The following is a 13140-nucleotide window of genomic DNA, read 5'->3' as shown; positions in this document are numbered from 1 at the left end:
TGTTCAATCGGTGGTTTCGGATTTGTGCAGGACGCCGGCCGTTTCCTCGTTGAGCGCCTGGCCGGGACGGCGCGGCGTCGACAGCGGGGTCGGGATCGGCGTACCGATATTGCCCCTCAGGAAGCGTTGGCCGGCGCGGATGCCCTCGGCGAGCTGGGTTTCGAACCGGTCGGAGTCGCGGCGCCTGACATCCTCGATCGTCTCGGCGACGTCTTCTGGATCGACGCCGAGCGATTCCAGGGCCGAGCCGCCGAAAACCAAAGCCGATTCGAAGGTTTCGCGCAGTTGATAGTCGACGCCGGCGCGAATGAGCTGCAGGGCCGTGCCGCGATCGAAGGCACGCGCCAGGATCGTAAGCAAGGGAAACTCGGCCTTGACGAGCTCGGCGATGCGAACGGCGACATCGGCCTTGTCGACGCAGATCAGCACGGCCCGCGCCCGGCCGGCGCCGGCGGCATGAAGGATGTCCAGCCGTGTGCCGTCGCCATAATAGACCTTGAAGCCGAAATCGGCCGCCGCCTGGATCATCTCGACATCGTTGTCGATGATCGAGACGTCGATGCCGCGCAAGAGCAGCGGCTGGCTGGCGATCTGGCCGAAACGGCCGAAGCCGATGATCAGCACGCTGCCGGTCAGGCCGTCGGCGACATCGACGCCGTCCAGCGATTGCTCGTCGCGCGGCGTGACATAGCGCAAGGCAATGATCGCCAGTGGGGTGAGCACCATGGAGATGATGACGATCGCCGTCAGCGTCGCGTTCGCCTGCCCGTCGATGATGCCGACGGTCGCTGCCGCCGAATAAAGCACGAAGGCGAACTCACCGCCTTGCGCCATGAAGACCGCGCGTTCCAGCGCCTCGCGGTGAGCTGATTTCAGGACGCGGGCGACGATGTAGATGCCGATGGCCTTCATCACCATATAGGCGACGACATAGACGGCGATCAGCTTCCAGTTCGCGGCCACGACATGCAGGTCGAGCGACATGCCGACGGCGAGGAAGAACAGACCGAGCAGGATGCCGCGAAACGGCTCGATGTCGGCTTCGAGCTGATGGCGGAAGGTCGATTCCGAGAGCAGCACGCCGGCCAGGAACGCACCCATCGCCATCGAGAGACCGCTGAGCTGCATGGCGAGCGCCGAGCCGAGCACGACGAGCAGAGCCGCGGCCGTCATCACCTCGCGCGCACGGGCATCCGCCAGGATGCGGAAGAAGGGGTTGAGCAGGTAGCGTCCCGCCACCACCAGTCCGACGATCGCGGCGAGGCCGATGCCGACCTCGGTCAAGCGCTCCGACAGACTGGTGTCGGCGCCGCCGGGCGCCAAGAAGGCGATCAGGGCCAGCAGCGGCACGATGGCCAGGTCTTCCAGCAGCAGGATGGAAACGATGCGCTGGCCTTTGGGCGAGGCCATTTCGCCGCGCTCCTCCAGAAGCTGCATGACGATGGCGGTCGAGGTCAGCACGAAACCGGCACCGGCGACGAAGGATTGCGCGATCGGAAAGCCTCCGGCCATGCCGACAACGGTCAGGAGCACCGCGCAGACCCCGACTTGAAGCGCGCCCAGCCCGAAGATCTCGCGGCGCAGGCCCCAGAGCCGCGACGGCTGCATTTCCAGGCCGATGATGAACAGGAACATGACGACGCCAAGCTCGGCGACATGCAGGATGGCTCCCGATTCGGAAAAGACGCCGATGCCGAACGGGCCGATCACAACGCCGGCGGCGAGATAGCCGAGAATCGAGCCGAGGCCCATGCGCTTGAAGATCGGCACGGCCACCACGCCCGCCGCCAGCAGCGCCACCACCTGAATGAGATCGCTCCCCGATGCCTCTGCCGCCATGCGCTGTCCCTTCTCGTTCAGCACTCCTTGCATGCAGTGGGAGCGCGAGGCAAGGGCGGGAGGCCTGCCAGGAAGGGTAGGGTGCCGTTGGCGCGACTCCCTGGATGGAACAACGGTCTGCGCTTGTCTGCCGGACGTTCGGCATCTATATCAGCTATATGCTTGACCGTTCGTCCCAGCCGTCTTCGCCGCCCCATATCCCGATGGATGCGCTCAGTGAAGTCCTGCAAGACTTTCGCTTGAGTGGTGTCAACTATGGCCGCTGCGAGCTCCGACACCCGTGGAGCATAGAATTTCCGCAACAACCGCTGCTTCGTTTTCACTTTGTCGGCCAGGGTCCATGCTGGATTCATACCGAAGCGCAAGGATGGCAGGAGTTGCGCGACGGCGATCTGGTGCTGCTGCCGCAAGGCATCGGCCATCGGCTGGCGAGTGCGCCCGATGTCGTCGGCTCCTCCCTAGAGGGTTGCCAGGTGACCAAGTTGGGGGGCAACGTCTGCGAAGTGATAAGGCAGGGAACGGGCGCGACAAGCACGCTCTTCTGCGGCTCGATGAGCTTGGGCTCCTGTGCGCTTAATCCATTGATCACGTTGATGCCGCCTATCATCAAGGGTTGCGATGTGGCCGGCAACGACCCGGTCGTCGGTCCTTTGCTGACGGCTATGACGGTGGAGGCCGCGCAACCGCAGATGGGCAGCGCCACGATTCTGTCGCGTATGGCGGACTTGCTGACAGCCCGGCTCATCCGCTGTTGGGTCAATTGCAACGGCGCCTCGACCACCGGTTGGCTCGCGGCCATCCGCGACCCCCATATCGGCCGCGCTCTGGCAGCCATGCATCGAGACCCCGGCCACAACTGGACGCTGGGAAGCCTCGCCGGCGTGGCAGGCCAATCGCGATCGATTTTCGCCGAGCGTTTCAGCGCTGTATTGGGTGAGGGTGCCGCACGCTATCTCGCCCGCCTGCGCATGCAGCTTGCCCGTGAGTTGTTAGGGCAAAACGGTTTGTCGGTCGCCGAAGTCGCTACCCGTTTGGGCTATGATTCCGAGGCATCCTTCGCTCGCGCGTTCAAACGCATCACCAATGTCTCGCCGGGCATTGTGCGCCGCACAATTCCCGGACGAATAGATATGAATTTCGGATTTTGAGATACATATCATCCGGAAGGACTCGTCTATGAAGATCTCCAAACTTTGGAGATCCTTCCCGTGACTGACACAACATTACAGCTTGAAGACGCCGCGATCGGCCTTGATGCCGATGCTCCAGCCGCATGGAGCGCAGCCACCTGGTTCGCGGTCCTTTCACTGGCGGCCACCAGCTTTGCCCTGGTGTCCGCCGAATTCCTGCCGGCAGGTCTATTGACGCCAATGGCACGCGATCTCGGCATCAGCGAGGGAACGGCCGGTCAGGTCGTCACCGCCACCGCTTCCGTCGGCGCCGTGACGGCCATGTTGAGCAATGTTCTCATCGGCCGATTGAATCGCAAGACGGTGCTGGTCGGTCTCATGGCCTTGGCGATCGCTTCCAATATCCTTGCGGCGCTGGCGCCCAATTTCTGGCTGTTGTTGTTGGGCCGGGCCGGACTGGGGATCGCTCTCAGCGCTTTCTGGGCACTTTCGGTTGCCGTGGTTGCGAGACTGGTTGGCGCCAATGCGACAGGCCGGGGCATGGCTATCGTCACCCTCGGCGTCTCGCTCGCCACCATTGCCGCGCCGTCGATGGGGGCGTTGATCAGCGACTGGCTGGGATGGCGCAGCGCCATGGCCATGACTGCGGGCCTGGCCGTGTTGGCCATGCTGGCGCAATTGCTCAGCCTGCCGACCTTGCCCGCGACAGCTAGCAACAGTCTCGCGGACGTATTTCGGCTGACACGGCGGCGCGGCATTCAAATCGGCATGCTGGCTATTGTCCTGCTGATGACGGGGCATTTTGCCGGCTCTGTCTATGTGCGCCCCTTCCTCGAACATGTGACGCTGCTTGCGACAGGTCCTATTGCCTTGGCCCTGCTCGGGTTTGGCATCGCCGCCGTGATCGGCAACGTTGCCGGCGGCCGCATGGCCGACGCCAATATTCACATGGCTCTCGTGGTCACCGCCGCCTTGATGGCGGTTGCGGCGCTGGCATTGGTGCTTTGGGGCGTGCACATCGGCGTTGCCTTCGGGTTCGTCACGCTTTGGGGCTTCGCCTTCGGCATGGGGCCGGTGGTGCTGCCAACCAATCTGTCGCGTGCGGCACCTGACGCGCTGGAAGCCGCGGGCAGCCTGATGGTCGTCTCTTTCCAGGTGGCGATCACGATCGGCGCGGTTGTCGGTGGCTATGTCGTGGACACCTATGGCGCCACGGCGCCCTTGACCCTTACAGCCGTCCTTGCCGCATCGACAGCCGTGCTTGCGTTGCTGCAGCCTCGCGGCTGAACTTTGCCCCCAGCCGACATAGGCGGCCCGAAATCCGGGCCGCCGCATTGTTGCAGGCGCATTACACAAGTTTACGCCATGCGCGCGTTGCGTCCTGCCACAATCGAAGGTTAAGGACGCTCGGCTTCGGCCATTGGAGGGTGGGCGACGATCAAGTCGCGCCCTTTTGAGGAGATGACTGACATGAAGAAGTTTTTGCTCGTTGCCGTCGGGCTGGCGGTGCTTGCCGGTTCGGCCTGTTCAAAGGCGCCGGAATGCACGACCGAGATCGCGACCAAGAAGGCGCAGGACATGGCCGCAGCGCTGCAGGAAGCGATCACCAAGGACCCGTCCAAGGCGGCTGACCTGACGGCCAAGGTCCAGGCGGTGACGACCAAGTACCAGGGTTCCACGACCTTGGCCGACGCCTGCAAGGCGTATGACGAGGTGACCGCGGCGATCAAGGGCTGACGCCCGGTTCGTCCGTTTCGAAAAGGAGGCGGTGGCGATGGGCCGCCGCCTCTTTCGTTTTAGGAGGTCGGGTAGGGCGCGATACGCGCTCAGTTCGGCGCGATGGAGCCGACTTCGACGGCGTCGACCCGCTTCAGGCTCATGCCGATGACCGGCACCAGCTGGTCCTGCACGCGCACGGCGACCGTCACCGTCATCGAATTGTCGTCGGGAATGCGGGCCTGCATGACGCCGCGCAACTGGTTGCGGTTGATGGTGAAGACCACCTTGCGGGCGTCGACGACATTGCCGCCGATGATATCCAGGCCCGCCCCGGCCGAGCCGCCCATGAAAGAGCCCTTGTAGTCGCGGCCCTTGCGCTCGATCCTGGCCGACATCGGCTGGGTGAACACGCCGACCCGGCAGCCGCCGTCAAGCGTCATGCCCATCTTGCCGTCGGGCGTGGAGCCGGTGAAGCTGCAGTTGAATTTCGTGCCCTTGTACTTGCCGGCGACGATTTCTCCGGGGCCGACCCACTTGCCTTCGGCTGACTGGAAAAACTGCTTGTCCGGCTCTCCGGCGCTGGCCCCCGAGGTAAGACCGGCGACTGCAGTGATCGCCGCGGCCAAGGGCAGGATGCTGGACAGAATTACGCTTTTCATCGACGACACCCGGCAACAACGAGGCTGTTTGAGACCGGTTTGACCATGAAGAAGATTGGTTAATGCTTCGTCACCTCGGGGCCTCGAAAGCGCAATCCGGCAATGCCGCGAAAGAGATGCGCGTCATTTGCCCGGCTCGTCCGTTTCGGCGCCTTTCCTTGTCGCGAACGATGTCAGCGCGGCGAGGAAATCGCCCAGTCCCGGGCGCCTGGCGGCGCTGAAGGGCAGGGGGCGCGCCGTCTCCATGGCCGCGATGCCGATGCGCGCCGTCATCATGCCGTTGACGACGCCCTCGCCGAGCTTGGCCGAGAGGCGAGCCGCCAGGCCGTGACCGACGATCTGCTGGACAAAACTGTCGCCGACGGCGATCGAGCCGGTGACCGCCAGATGCGCCAGCACGCTGCGTGCCAGGCGGAAGAAACCCAGCGTTCCGGGCCGTCCGCCATAGAGTTCCGACAGGCGGCGGATGAGGCGCCCCGCCTCGAAGACGACATAGGCGACATCGACGAGCGCGCGCGGGCTCACCGCCGTCACCAGCGAGACGCGCTTGGCCGCCTCGAGAATCATCACCTTGGCCCTGGCATCGAGGGAGCCGAGAATCTCGGCTTCCGCCAGGCGCACCAGATTGGCGCCGTCGATGATCTCGCCACGCAGTTCAGCCAGCGCGCGCCGGCCGGCCGCGGTCTCCGGTTTGGCCGCGACAAAGGCCGACAGCTCATCGACCACCGCGCGTGCCGCCTTCGGATCGTCGCGAGCGATGGCGTCGAGGGCGCGCTTCTGCAGCTTTTCGACCTCCGCAAGGCGGGCAATGGCCAGGAATTCGCGAATCAGGATCACCAGAAGCGCCAGCAGAGCAATCGCCGCCATGCCGGCGGCGAGCCAGCCCAGCCATTGCGCGCGGGCAAAGAGATCGCGTATCAACTGGTCGGTCCACAGGCCGACAGCCAGCGAAACCAGCACGCCGAACGCGCCGAAGAAGATGCTGCCGAGAACAGAGCGTTTTCTGGGGGCGATCGACGGCGGCGGCTCGGCGGCAACAATGTCGGGTTCGTCGAAGACGTCGACCTCCGCCGGGATGACCAGCGCCACATCGGCCTTCATCGGGCGCGGCTTGCGCGCCGGTTCGGCCTGGCGTGCTTGGGGCGCGTCTTGTTTCAGCGTGGCTTCCGGCTCGATACGGAATGCCGCCGGTTTGCGGGGCGCGGTCATGCCAGATGATCTCCGATCAGGAACTGCAAGGCGCGGTCGAGCCTGATATGCGGCAGCGACAGCGTGACGCCTTCGGCCGTGCGTTCGAGTTTCGGCGGACGAAACCGGACGAAGCGGATTGCCGGGTCGGTGGAGTCCTGCCTGTGATCCGGTCCCGAAAGGTCGAACACAGCATCAATGTTTTCCGGTAAGTCTCCAGGAAATATGGCTGTTTCCGTCGTTCCGTCGAAGGTCTCGCCATTGATTTTCTCGCCTGCGATCGGCGTGCCGATGATGACGGGCAATGTCTCCCGGCCCTGTTTGACCGTGCCTTCGCGGGTCGCGCGCACCGCCGCCATGGCGACCACGTCGACATCGGCGCCGGTGAAATTCGCCCGCGCCACCGCGCGGTCGGCCAGGCGTCGCACGATCGCCTGCAACCGGTCATGGCTTTCGTGATGCAGATGATCGGCCTTGGTCGCGGCGACCAGGATGCGGTCGATACGCCGGGAAAAAAGGTCGGTGAGGAAGCTGCCCCGGCCGGGACGGAAACAACCGAGGATCTCGGTGACGGCGCGTTCCAGGTCGGCCATGGCGCCGGGCCCGGCGTTCAGCGCCTGCATGGCGTCGATGAGCACGATCTGGCGGTCCAGCCGCGTGATATGCTCGCGGAAGAACGGTTTGACGACATGCGTCTTGTAGGCCTCGTAGCGCCGTTCCATCATGGCGTGCAACGAACCGTTGCGCGCCCGCCCGTCGCCGAGGCCGGCCAGCGGCGCGAAGGTCAGGGCGGGCGAGCCTTCGAGGTCGCCGGGCATCAGGAAGCGGCCGGGCGGCAAGGTCGAAAGCGCCCGCTCGTCGAGCTTGCAGGCCTTGAGATAGGCGGCGAAGCTTTCAGCCAGCCGGCGTGCCGTCATTTCGTCGGCGTCGGCATTCGGATCGATTTCCGCCGAGATCGCCCGCCAGGCCCGCGACAGGTCCTCGCGCACCGGCAGCGTGGCCATTTCGAGGGCCTCGCGCGAAAAATCGGCGAAGGATTTGCCGAGCAGCGGCAGGTCGAGCAGCCATTCGCCGGGGTAATCGACGATGTCGACCGACAGTTTGCCCGACGAGAACATGCGGTTCCAGCCGGAGGCCGATTCATATTCGATCGTCAGCCGCAGTTCTGAAATGGCGCGGGTCGAGTCCGGCCAGACGCGATCGTTGACCAAAGCGGCGATGTGGTCCTCGTACTGAAAACGCGGCACGGCGTCATCAGGCTGCTGTTCGAGGAAGGCACGTGCGATACGCCCGGATTTCTGCGCCTCGAACAGCGGCAGGCGTCCGCCGTGGATCAGATTGTGGACGAAAGCCGAGATGAAGACGGTCTTGCCGGCACGGGAAAGACCCGTGACCCCCAAACGCAGCGATGGAGAAAAAAGCCCGGTGGCGCGTCCCGACAACGTGTCGAGGGCAATTCTTGCCTCGTCGGTGAGGGTGGTCAGCGATGATGCCAAAATATGATCTCTCGGACTTGCATCCGCCCGATATAGGCGCTGGAACCCGGCTTTGAAATGGCGCTGGAGACCGGCATCACAGATCGGTCGGTGTCAGGAACGCTTCGAGATAGCCCGCGCCCTGGGTCGCTTTCGCCAGATCGCCGGGAAAACGGACAACCGCCAGGCCCGAGGTCGGGAAGCCATGATTGAGCATTGTCCGCTCCGTCTCGCCACCATCGCCCGAAACCGCCATGGCGAGATCCTCCGTCATCGGGTTGTGGCCTATGACCAGCAAGGAACCGGGTCCGCCATGCTCCTGGATGAGGCGGAGATAGCCGGCCGCGTCCTCGCTGTAGAGCGAGTCGAAAAACAGAACCTTGCCTGTATCGGTCTGGCCGGCCAGTCCCTCAAGCGTTTCCCGGGCGCGTCTGGCATTGGAGCACAGCGTCAGGTCCGGCACATAGGAGCGGGATCGCATCGCACTCCCCAGCTTTTCGGCGTCGGCGTGGCCGGATGCATCGAGTGGACGATCGAAATCACGCATGCCCGGCAAGGCCCATCCGGCCTTGGCGTGTCGCAACAGATACAGCTTGCTCACCCGACCTCCAATGATGCCCGAAAGCTGAAGTCCTGCCGCGATTAGCCACGAGAAAGCCGCAGGCACAATGGCGCGCGTGTGTCAGCGTGGCGAATCACCTGCAGGGGGAACGGCGTGGATCGTCGTACTTTCGCCATCAAAACAGATTTATCCGGCTCCGGAGAAGGCCGGAGACACACTTTAACAATTGCGTGAGTCGGTGGCTGATTGCGCTTGTGCAGGCGTCTGGTGGCGAATATATAGGCGCCAAATTTGGGGCTGTTTGGGTGAGTCGAATGAACGACATCGTTACCGCCGATTACGTACCCTCCGAAGACGAGCCGTTCATGAACGAACGGCAGAAATCCTACTTCCGCCTGAAGCTCGTCACCTGGAAAAATGACATCTTGCGCGAAGCGCGCGAAACCCTCGAAATCCTGCAGCAGGAAAACGCCAACCATCCCGATCTCGCCGACCGCGCCTCTTCGGAAACCGACCGCGCCATCGAGCTCAGGGCCCGCGACCGTCAGCGGAAACTCATCTCGAAGATCGATTCGGCGCTGCAGCGCATCGATGAAGGCACTTACGGCTATTGCGAAGAGACGGGTGAGCCGATCGCGTTGAAGCGGCTCGACGCGCGCCCGATCGCCACCTTGTCGATCGAAGCGCAGGAGCGGCATGAGCGTCGTGAAAAAGTCTATCGCGACGACTGACGGGGCGCCTTCGCATTGATTCCCAAATGGCCGGTTCTCCGGCCATTTTTGTTTGCTGCTCGCCGCGCACTGCAACAGGCCAAGGCACGCTTGAACGTCGACCGGCTCAATTCACTGGCAGCCGCCGGCCCAAATCATCTCTTCTGGCTTGAAAGTTCGCCCAACAGCCTGGTCATTTCGTCATCGAGCGACGGCGGCGCCTTGGCTGCCGGTTTGCCGACCGGGCCGCCTGAGCGGGGCTGGTCGAGCGAAACCTCGAGTTCCTTCATCAGCGTGTCGTCGATGCTGTCTTGCCTCGGCGGCGGCGGAGGCGTGTGCTTGACCACGTTGGCGTTGGCGGAGCCATAGGCAGGCAGCGGCGTGACATTGGTCGACTGATAGGTTTGCACGGGCGGTTTCGGTGCGGGCGCCGGGGCCGGTGGCGGCGCTGCCGGACGCGGGCGGGCAGGCGCTGCCATGGGCGCCGCCTGCGGAGGCGGTGCTTGTCTGGGGGGCACGGGCGCGGGCTGCGGCGGCCGCGGTTTCGCGGCGCGGGCGCCGCTGTGGCGGCGACAGGCTGCGGGCCGCCATCTCCGGTCAACGCCGGACGGCGCGGCGCGGCGAGGCGGATGTCGCGTTCGACAACGACGTCGGTCGGGCCGCCGATCAGAAGCAGATGTTCGATGTCGTCGCGTCGCACCAGCACCAGCCGGCGATGGCTGTCGACGGCGGTGGCGTCCATGACGGCGAGCCGCGTCTTGCGGTTGCGGCCACCGGCGACAAACGTGCCGAAGGTCAGGTTGCGCACGAGCCTGATGATGACGAGAACGATGACCAGCAGGATCAGCGCCGCGAAGGTCCACAGGAGTGCCGCCGCATAACCGGGGCCCGCCACGCTATCCAGCCACTGCATTGGTTTCCCCTGATCGTTTTGGAAAGTGACGCGACACTAGACCGTTGCAACTGGCTACCGCAAGTTGCCTTTCACGCATCGTGAACAGCTTGAAACACTGGGAAGGCCGGCCAACATGATTTTTATCCGACATTTGCGGCTCGGGCCTTTTCCGGACTAGGAGAATGTGATTCAACCGGCTAAAGCGCGTCGCGCTGAAACGGATTCATGCGACGCGCTTCAGGTTCTTGTTTTTCATGCATGTCGTTTTCCCAAAACCGCAGTCACTTTTGGGCGATATGCATTAGGGGCGGGTGTCGGAACCTCGGATTTCACGAGCAGGGGGCATATGGCCAAGGAAGCGCGCGGCGATTTCTATCCGGTACCGATCGTCGACCAGAATACGCGACCGGGCGCGGTCACCCGCCTCATCATCTTCATCGTCGTCCTGACGGGCGCGGCAATCGCCTTCGGCCTTTTCCGCGAGCGCCTCGGCGATCCCTTCCTGCTCGGCATGCTCGGCGTGCTGGCGATGATCGGTGTCGGCTTCCTGTTCGCGACCGCGATCGGCTTCGTGCAGATAACGCCGCGCTCGACGGGCGACGAACTGTCCAAGGCTTTCGTCGATTCGATGGGCCAAGGCCTGCTGGTGACCGACACCAAGGGCCGCGTCGTCTACGCCAACCGCGCCTATGCCGATATGACGGGGGCCTCTTCGGCCGCCGACCTGAAGACGGTCGAAGGGTTGCTCTCGGATGTCCCCGAAGCCTCTGTGACCATTTACCGGCTGGCATCCGGCTTGCGTGACGGGCAGCCGGGCGACGGCGAGTTCCGGCTCGCGCAATCGATCCGGCCCGGCGCTGAACCGGGTGCCCGCTGGTACCGGGCGCGCGCCCGTGCGTTCAGCGTTCCGGGCCAGCGCTTGCCGATGTTGGCCTGGCAACTGGCCGACATTTCGCAGGAGCGGGCCGAGCAGGAACGTTTCTTCCTCGATCTGCAGAAAGCCATCGATCACCTCGACCACGCACCGGCCGGTTTCTTCTCGGCCGACCAAGATGGCCGCGTCACCTACATCAACGCCACGCTGGCCGGGTGGCTGGGCATCGATCTTGCCAGCTTCACGCCGGGCGCCGTCACCTTGCCCGATATCGTTGCCGGCGACGGCATGGCGCTGGTGCGATCGGTCAAGGCGGACCCCGGCACGACGCGCAATGCGGTCGTCGATCTCGACCTGACGACGATGACCGGCGAGGCACTGCCGGTGCGCTTCATGCATCGCGTTTCGGCGAGCCGGGAGGGCGTCAGCGGGCCGACCCGCACCATCGTGCTCAACCGCACGCAAGGCGAGGATTCCTCGGCCGATCTGCGCGCTTCGGAAGTGCGCTTCACCCGTTTCTTCAATTCGACACCGATGGCGATCGCCGGTGTCGATGCCAGCGGGCGCATCCTGCGCACCAACGCGCCTTTCCTGTCGCTGTTTTCCTCGGTCGTCGACCGCGATGCCGTCGATCGCCGCGTGCGGCTCGACACGGTGATCCACGACCGCGACCGGCCTGCCTTTGCCGCCGCGTTCGAGAAAGCCCGGCAGCGGCAGGCCGACATCGATCCGATCGACACCGTGCTGCCCGGCAATGAAGAGCGGCACATCCGCTTCTACGTCAACGCCGTCGCCGACGGCACCGGCGGCGAAGGGGCCGAGGAATCGGCCATCGTCTACGCCGTCGAGACGACCGAACAAAAGGCGCTCGAAGGGCAGATGGCGCAAAGCCAGAAGATGCAGGCCGTCGGCCAGCTCGCCGGTGGCATCGCGCACGACTTCAACAATGTGCTCACCGCCATCATCATGGCGTCCGATCTGCTGTTGACCAACCACCGGCCGTCGGATCCGTCCTTCCCCGACATCATGAACATCAAGCAGAACGCTAATCGCGCGGCCTCGCTGGTCAGGCAGTTGCTGGCCTTCTCGCGCAAGCAGACGCTGCGGCCGGAAGTGCTCAACCTCACCGATGTGCTCGCCGATCTCAGGATGCTGCTTGCCCGGCTGGTCGGAAACGACATCAAGCTCAAGATCGACCATGGCCGCGACCTGTGGCCGGTCAAGGTCGATATCGGCCAGTTCGAGCAAGTGGTGGTCAATCTGGCGGTCAACGCGCGCGACGCGATGCCGGCCGGTGGCGATCTTACCGTGCGCACCCGCAACGTGACCACCGAGGAGTGCAAGACCTTCCCCTACCGCGAACTCACGGCGGCCGATTATGTCGTGGTCGAGGTTGAGGATACCGGCTCGGGCATAGCGCCCGACGTGCTGAAGAAGATCTTCGAGCCGTTCTTCACCACCAAGGAGGTCGGCAAGGGCACGGGCCTTGGCCTGTCCATGGTCTACGGCATCATCAAGCAGACCGGCGGCTTCATTTTCTGTGATTCCGAAGTCGGCAAGGGATCTACTTTCCGCATCTTCCTGCCGCGCCACATCGCGGAAGCGAAAAAGGCGGCCGAGCCCGGCGAGGCGCCGGCCGCGGCGCCGGCCAAGCCGGCCGACAACACCAAGGACCTCTCCGGATCGGCGACGGTGCTGCTGGTCGAGGACGAGGATGCCGTGCGCATGGGCGGCATGCGGGCACTAACCTCGCGCGGCTACACCGTGCATGAGGCGTCTTCCGGCGTCGAGGCGCTGGAAGTGTTCGAGGCGTTGGGCGGCAAGGTCGACATCGTCGTTTCCGACGTGGTGATGCCGGAAATGGATGGGCCGACGCTGCTTGGCGAGTTGCGCAAACGCCAGCCGGATATCAAGTTCGTCTTCGTCTCCGGCTATGCCGAGGATGCATTCGCCAGGAACCTGCCGGCGGACGCGCAATTCGGCTTCCTGCCAAAGCCGTTCTCGCTCAAGCAACTCGCCACGATCGTCAAGGATGTGCTTGAATCCTAGGTATTTCCAGCACCGCGCCCCTTGCACAACGCCGTAACAA

Annotated in this window: 10 protein-coding genes and 1 pseudogene; 5 read left to right on the top strand and 6 right to left on the bottom strand. The window is 64.2% G+C overall.

Annotated elements, in window-relative coordinates; genetic code table 11:
- Positions 1 to 3 precede the first annotated feature (3 nt).
- A complete protein-coding gene (locus tag LB569_RS08415; RefSeq protein WP_224691782.1) occupies positions 4 to 1839 on the bottom strand; it encodes a monovalent cation:proton antiporter-2 (CPA2) family protein in 1836 nt (611 codons plus the stop codon).
- Between the two features lie 158 nt (positions 1840 to 1997).
- Between LB569_RS08415 and LB569_RS08410 the strand changes: the two genes are divergently transcribed.
- The 3 genes from LB569_RS08410 to LB569_RS08400 all read left to right on the top strand — a co-directional run bounded on the left by LB569_RS08410 (position 1998) and on the right by LB569_RS08400 (position 4706).
- Positions 1998 to 2987: an AraC family transcriptional regulator gene (locus LB569_RS08410; RefSeq protein ID WP_224691904.1), complete on the top strand. Its 990-nt coding sequence runs from the start codon at positions 1998 to 2000 to the stop codon at positions 2985 to 2987.
- 60 nt (positions 2988 to 3047) lie between these two features.
- Positions 3048 to 4256 carry an MFS transporter gene (locus LB569_RS08405; protein ID WP_140701467.1) on the top strand — a complete coding sequence of 403 codons (1209 nt, stop codon included), beginning with the start codon at positions 3048 to 3050 and terminating at the stop codon, positions 4254 to 4256.
- A gap of 183 nt (positions 4257 to 4439) precedes the next feature.
- Complete coding sequence (locus LB569_RS08400) at positions 4440 to 4706, top strand: hypothetical protein (RefSeq protein ID WP_027029131.1); 267 nt, start codon at positions 4440 to 4442, stop codon at positions 4704 to 4706.
- 89 nt (positions 4707 to 4795) lie between these two features.
- Here the strand turns inward: LB569_RS08400 and LB569_RS08395 are convergent, their stop codons facing one another.
- The 4 genes from LB569_RS08395 to LB569_RS08380 form a co-directional block, all read right to left on the bottom strand.
- Entirely contained in the window at positions 4796 to 5347 is a 552-nt protein-coding gene (locus tag LB569_RS08395; RefSeq protein ID WP_224534884.1) for a hypothetical protein, read from the bottom strand.
- 123 nt (positions 5348 to 5470) lie between these two features.
- A complete protein-coding gene (locus LB569_RS08390) occupies positions 5471 to 6556 on the bottom strand; it encodes a YcjF family protein (RefSeq protein ID WP_224691781.1) in 1086 nt (361 codons plus the stop codon).
- On the bottom strand, positions 6553 to 8031 hold the full coding sequence (locus tag LB569_RS08385; RefSeq protein WP_224691780.1) for a YcjX family protein: 1479 nt from the start codon (positions 8029 to 8031) through the stop codon (positions 6553 to 6555). The genes LB569_RS08390 and LB569_RS08385 overlap by 4 nt, the downstream gene beginning before the upstream one ends.
- Before the next feature lie 76 nt (positions 8032 to 8107).
- A complete protein-coding gene (locus tag LB569_RS08380) occupies positions 8108 to 8611 on the bottom strand; it encodes a SixA phosphatase family protein (protein ID WP_224691779.1) in 504 nt (167 codons plus the stop codon).
- 275 nt (positions 8612 to 8886) lie between these two features.
- Between LB569_RS08380 and dksA the strand changes: the two genes are divergently transcribed.
- Positions 8887 to 9303 (top strand): RNA polymerase-binding protein DksA, encoded by a 417-nt coding sequence (dksA, locus tag LB569_RS08375; protein ID WP_006202025.1) that lies wholly within the window; start codon positions 8887 to 8889, stop codon positions 9301 to 9303.
- 134 nt (positions 9304 to 9437) lie between these two features.
- Here dksA and LB569_RS08370 read toward each other — a convergent pair.
- A pseudogene (locus tag LB569_RS08370) lies at positions 9438 to 10195 on the bottom strand (flagellar biosynthetic protein FliO).
- A 328-nt stretch (positions 10196 to 10523) separates the two neighbouring features.
- On the opposite strand from LB569_RS08370, the gene cckA reads away from it, so the two are divergent.
- Positions 10524 to 13100: a cell cycle histidine kinase CckA gene (cckA, locus tag LB569_RS08365; protein ID WP_140701460.1), complete on the top strand. Its 2577-nt coding sequence runs from the start codon at positions 10524 to 10526 to the stop codon at positions 13098 to 13100.
- Positions 13101 to 13140 lie beyond the last annotated feature (40 nt).

Origin of the sequence: Mesorhizobium sp. BH1-1-4 (assembly GCF_020165665.1) — a bacterium.
Taxonomy (GTDB): Bacteria; Pseudomonadota; Alphaproteobacteria; order Rhizobiales; family Rhizobiaceae; genus Mesorhizobium.
The sequence above is the reverse complement of the archived record's forward strand: the minus strand, read 5'-3'. Positions and strand labels throughout refer to the sequence as shown.

Bases quoted from the DNA above. Each gene is read 5' to 3' on its own strand.
- LB569_RS08415 (WP_224691782.1), bottom strand. From the start codon at position 1,839: ATGGCGGCAGAGGCATCGGGGAGCGATCTCATTCAGGTGGTGGCGCTG.
- LB569_RS08410 (WP_224691904.1), top strand. From the start codon at position 1,998: ATGCTTGACCGTTCGTCCCAGCCGTCTTCGCCGCCCCATATCCCGATG.
- LB569_RS08400 (WP_027029131.1), top strand. From the start codon at position 4,440: ATGAAGAAGTTTTTGCTCGTTGCCGTCGGGCTGGCGGTGCTTGCCGGT.
- LB569_RS08395 (WP_224534884.1), bottom strand. From the start codon at position 5,347: ATGAAAAGCGTAATTCTGTCCAGCATCCTGCCCTTGGCCGCGGCGATC.
- LB569_RS08390 (WP_224691781.1), bottom strand. From the start codon at position 6,556: ATGACCGCGCCCCGCAAACCGGCGGCATTCCGTATCGAGCCGGAAGCC.
- dksA (WP_006202025.1), top strand. From the start codon at position 8,887: ATGAACGACATCGTTACCGCCGATTACGTACCCTCCGAAGACGAGCCG.
- cckA (WP_140701460.1), top strand. From the start codon at position 10,524: ATGGCCAAGGAAGCGCGCGGCGATTTCTATCCGGTACCGATCGTCGAC.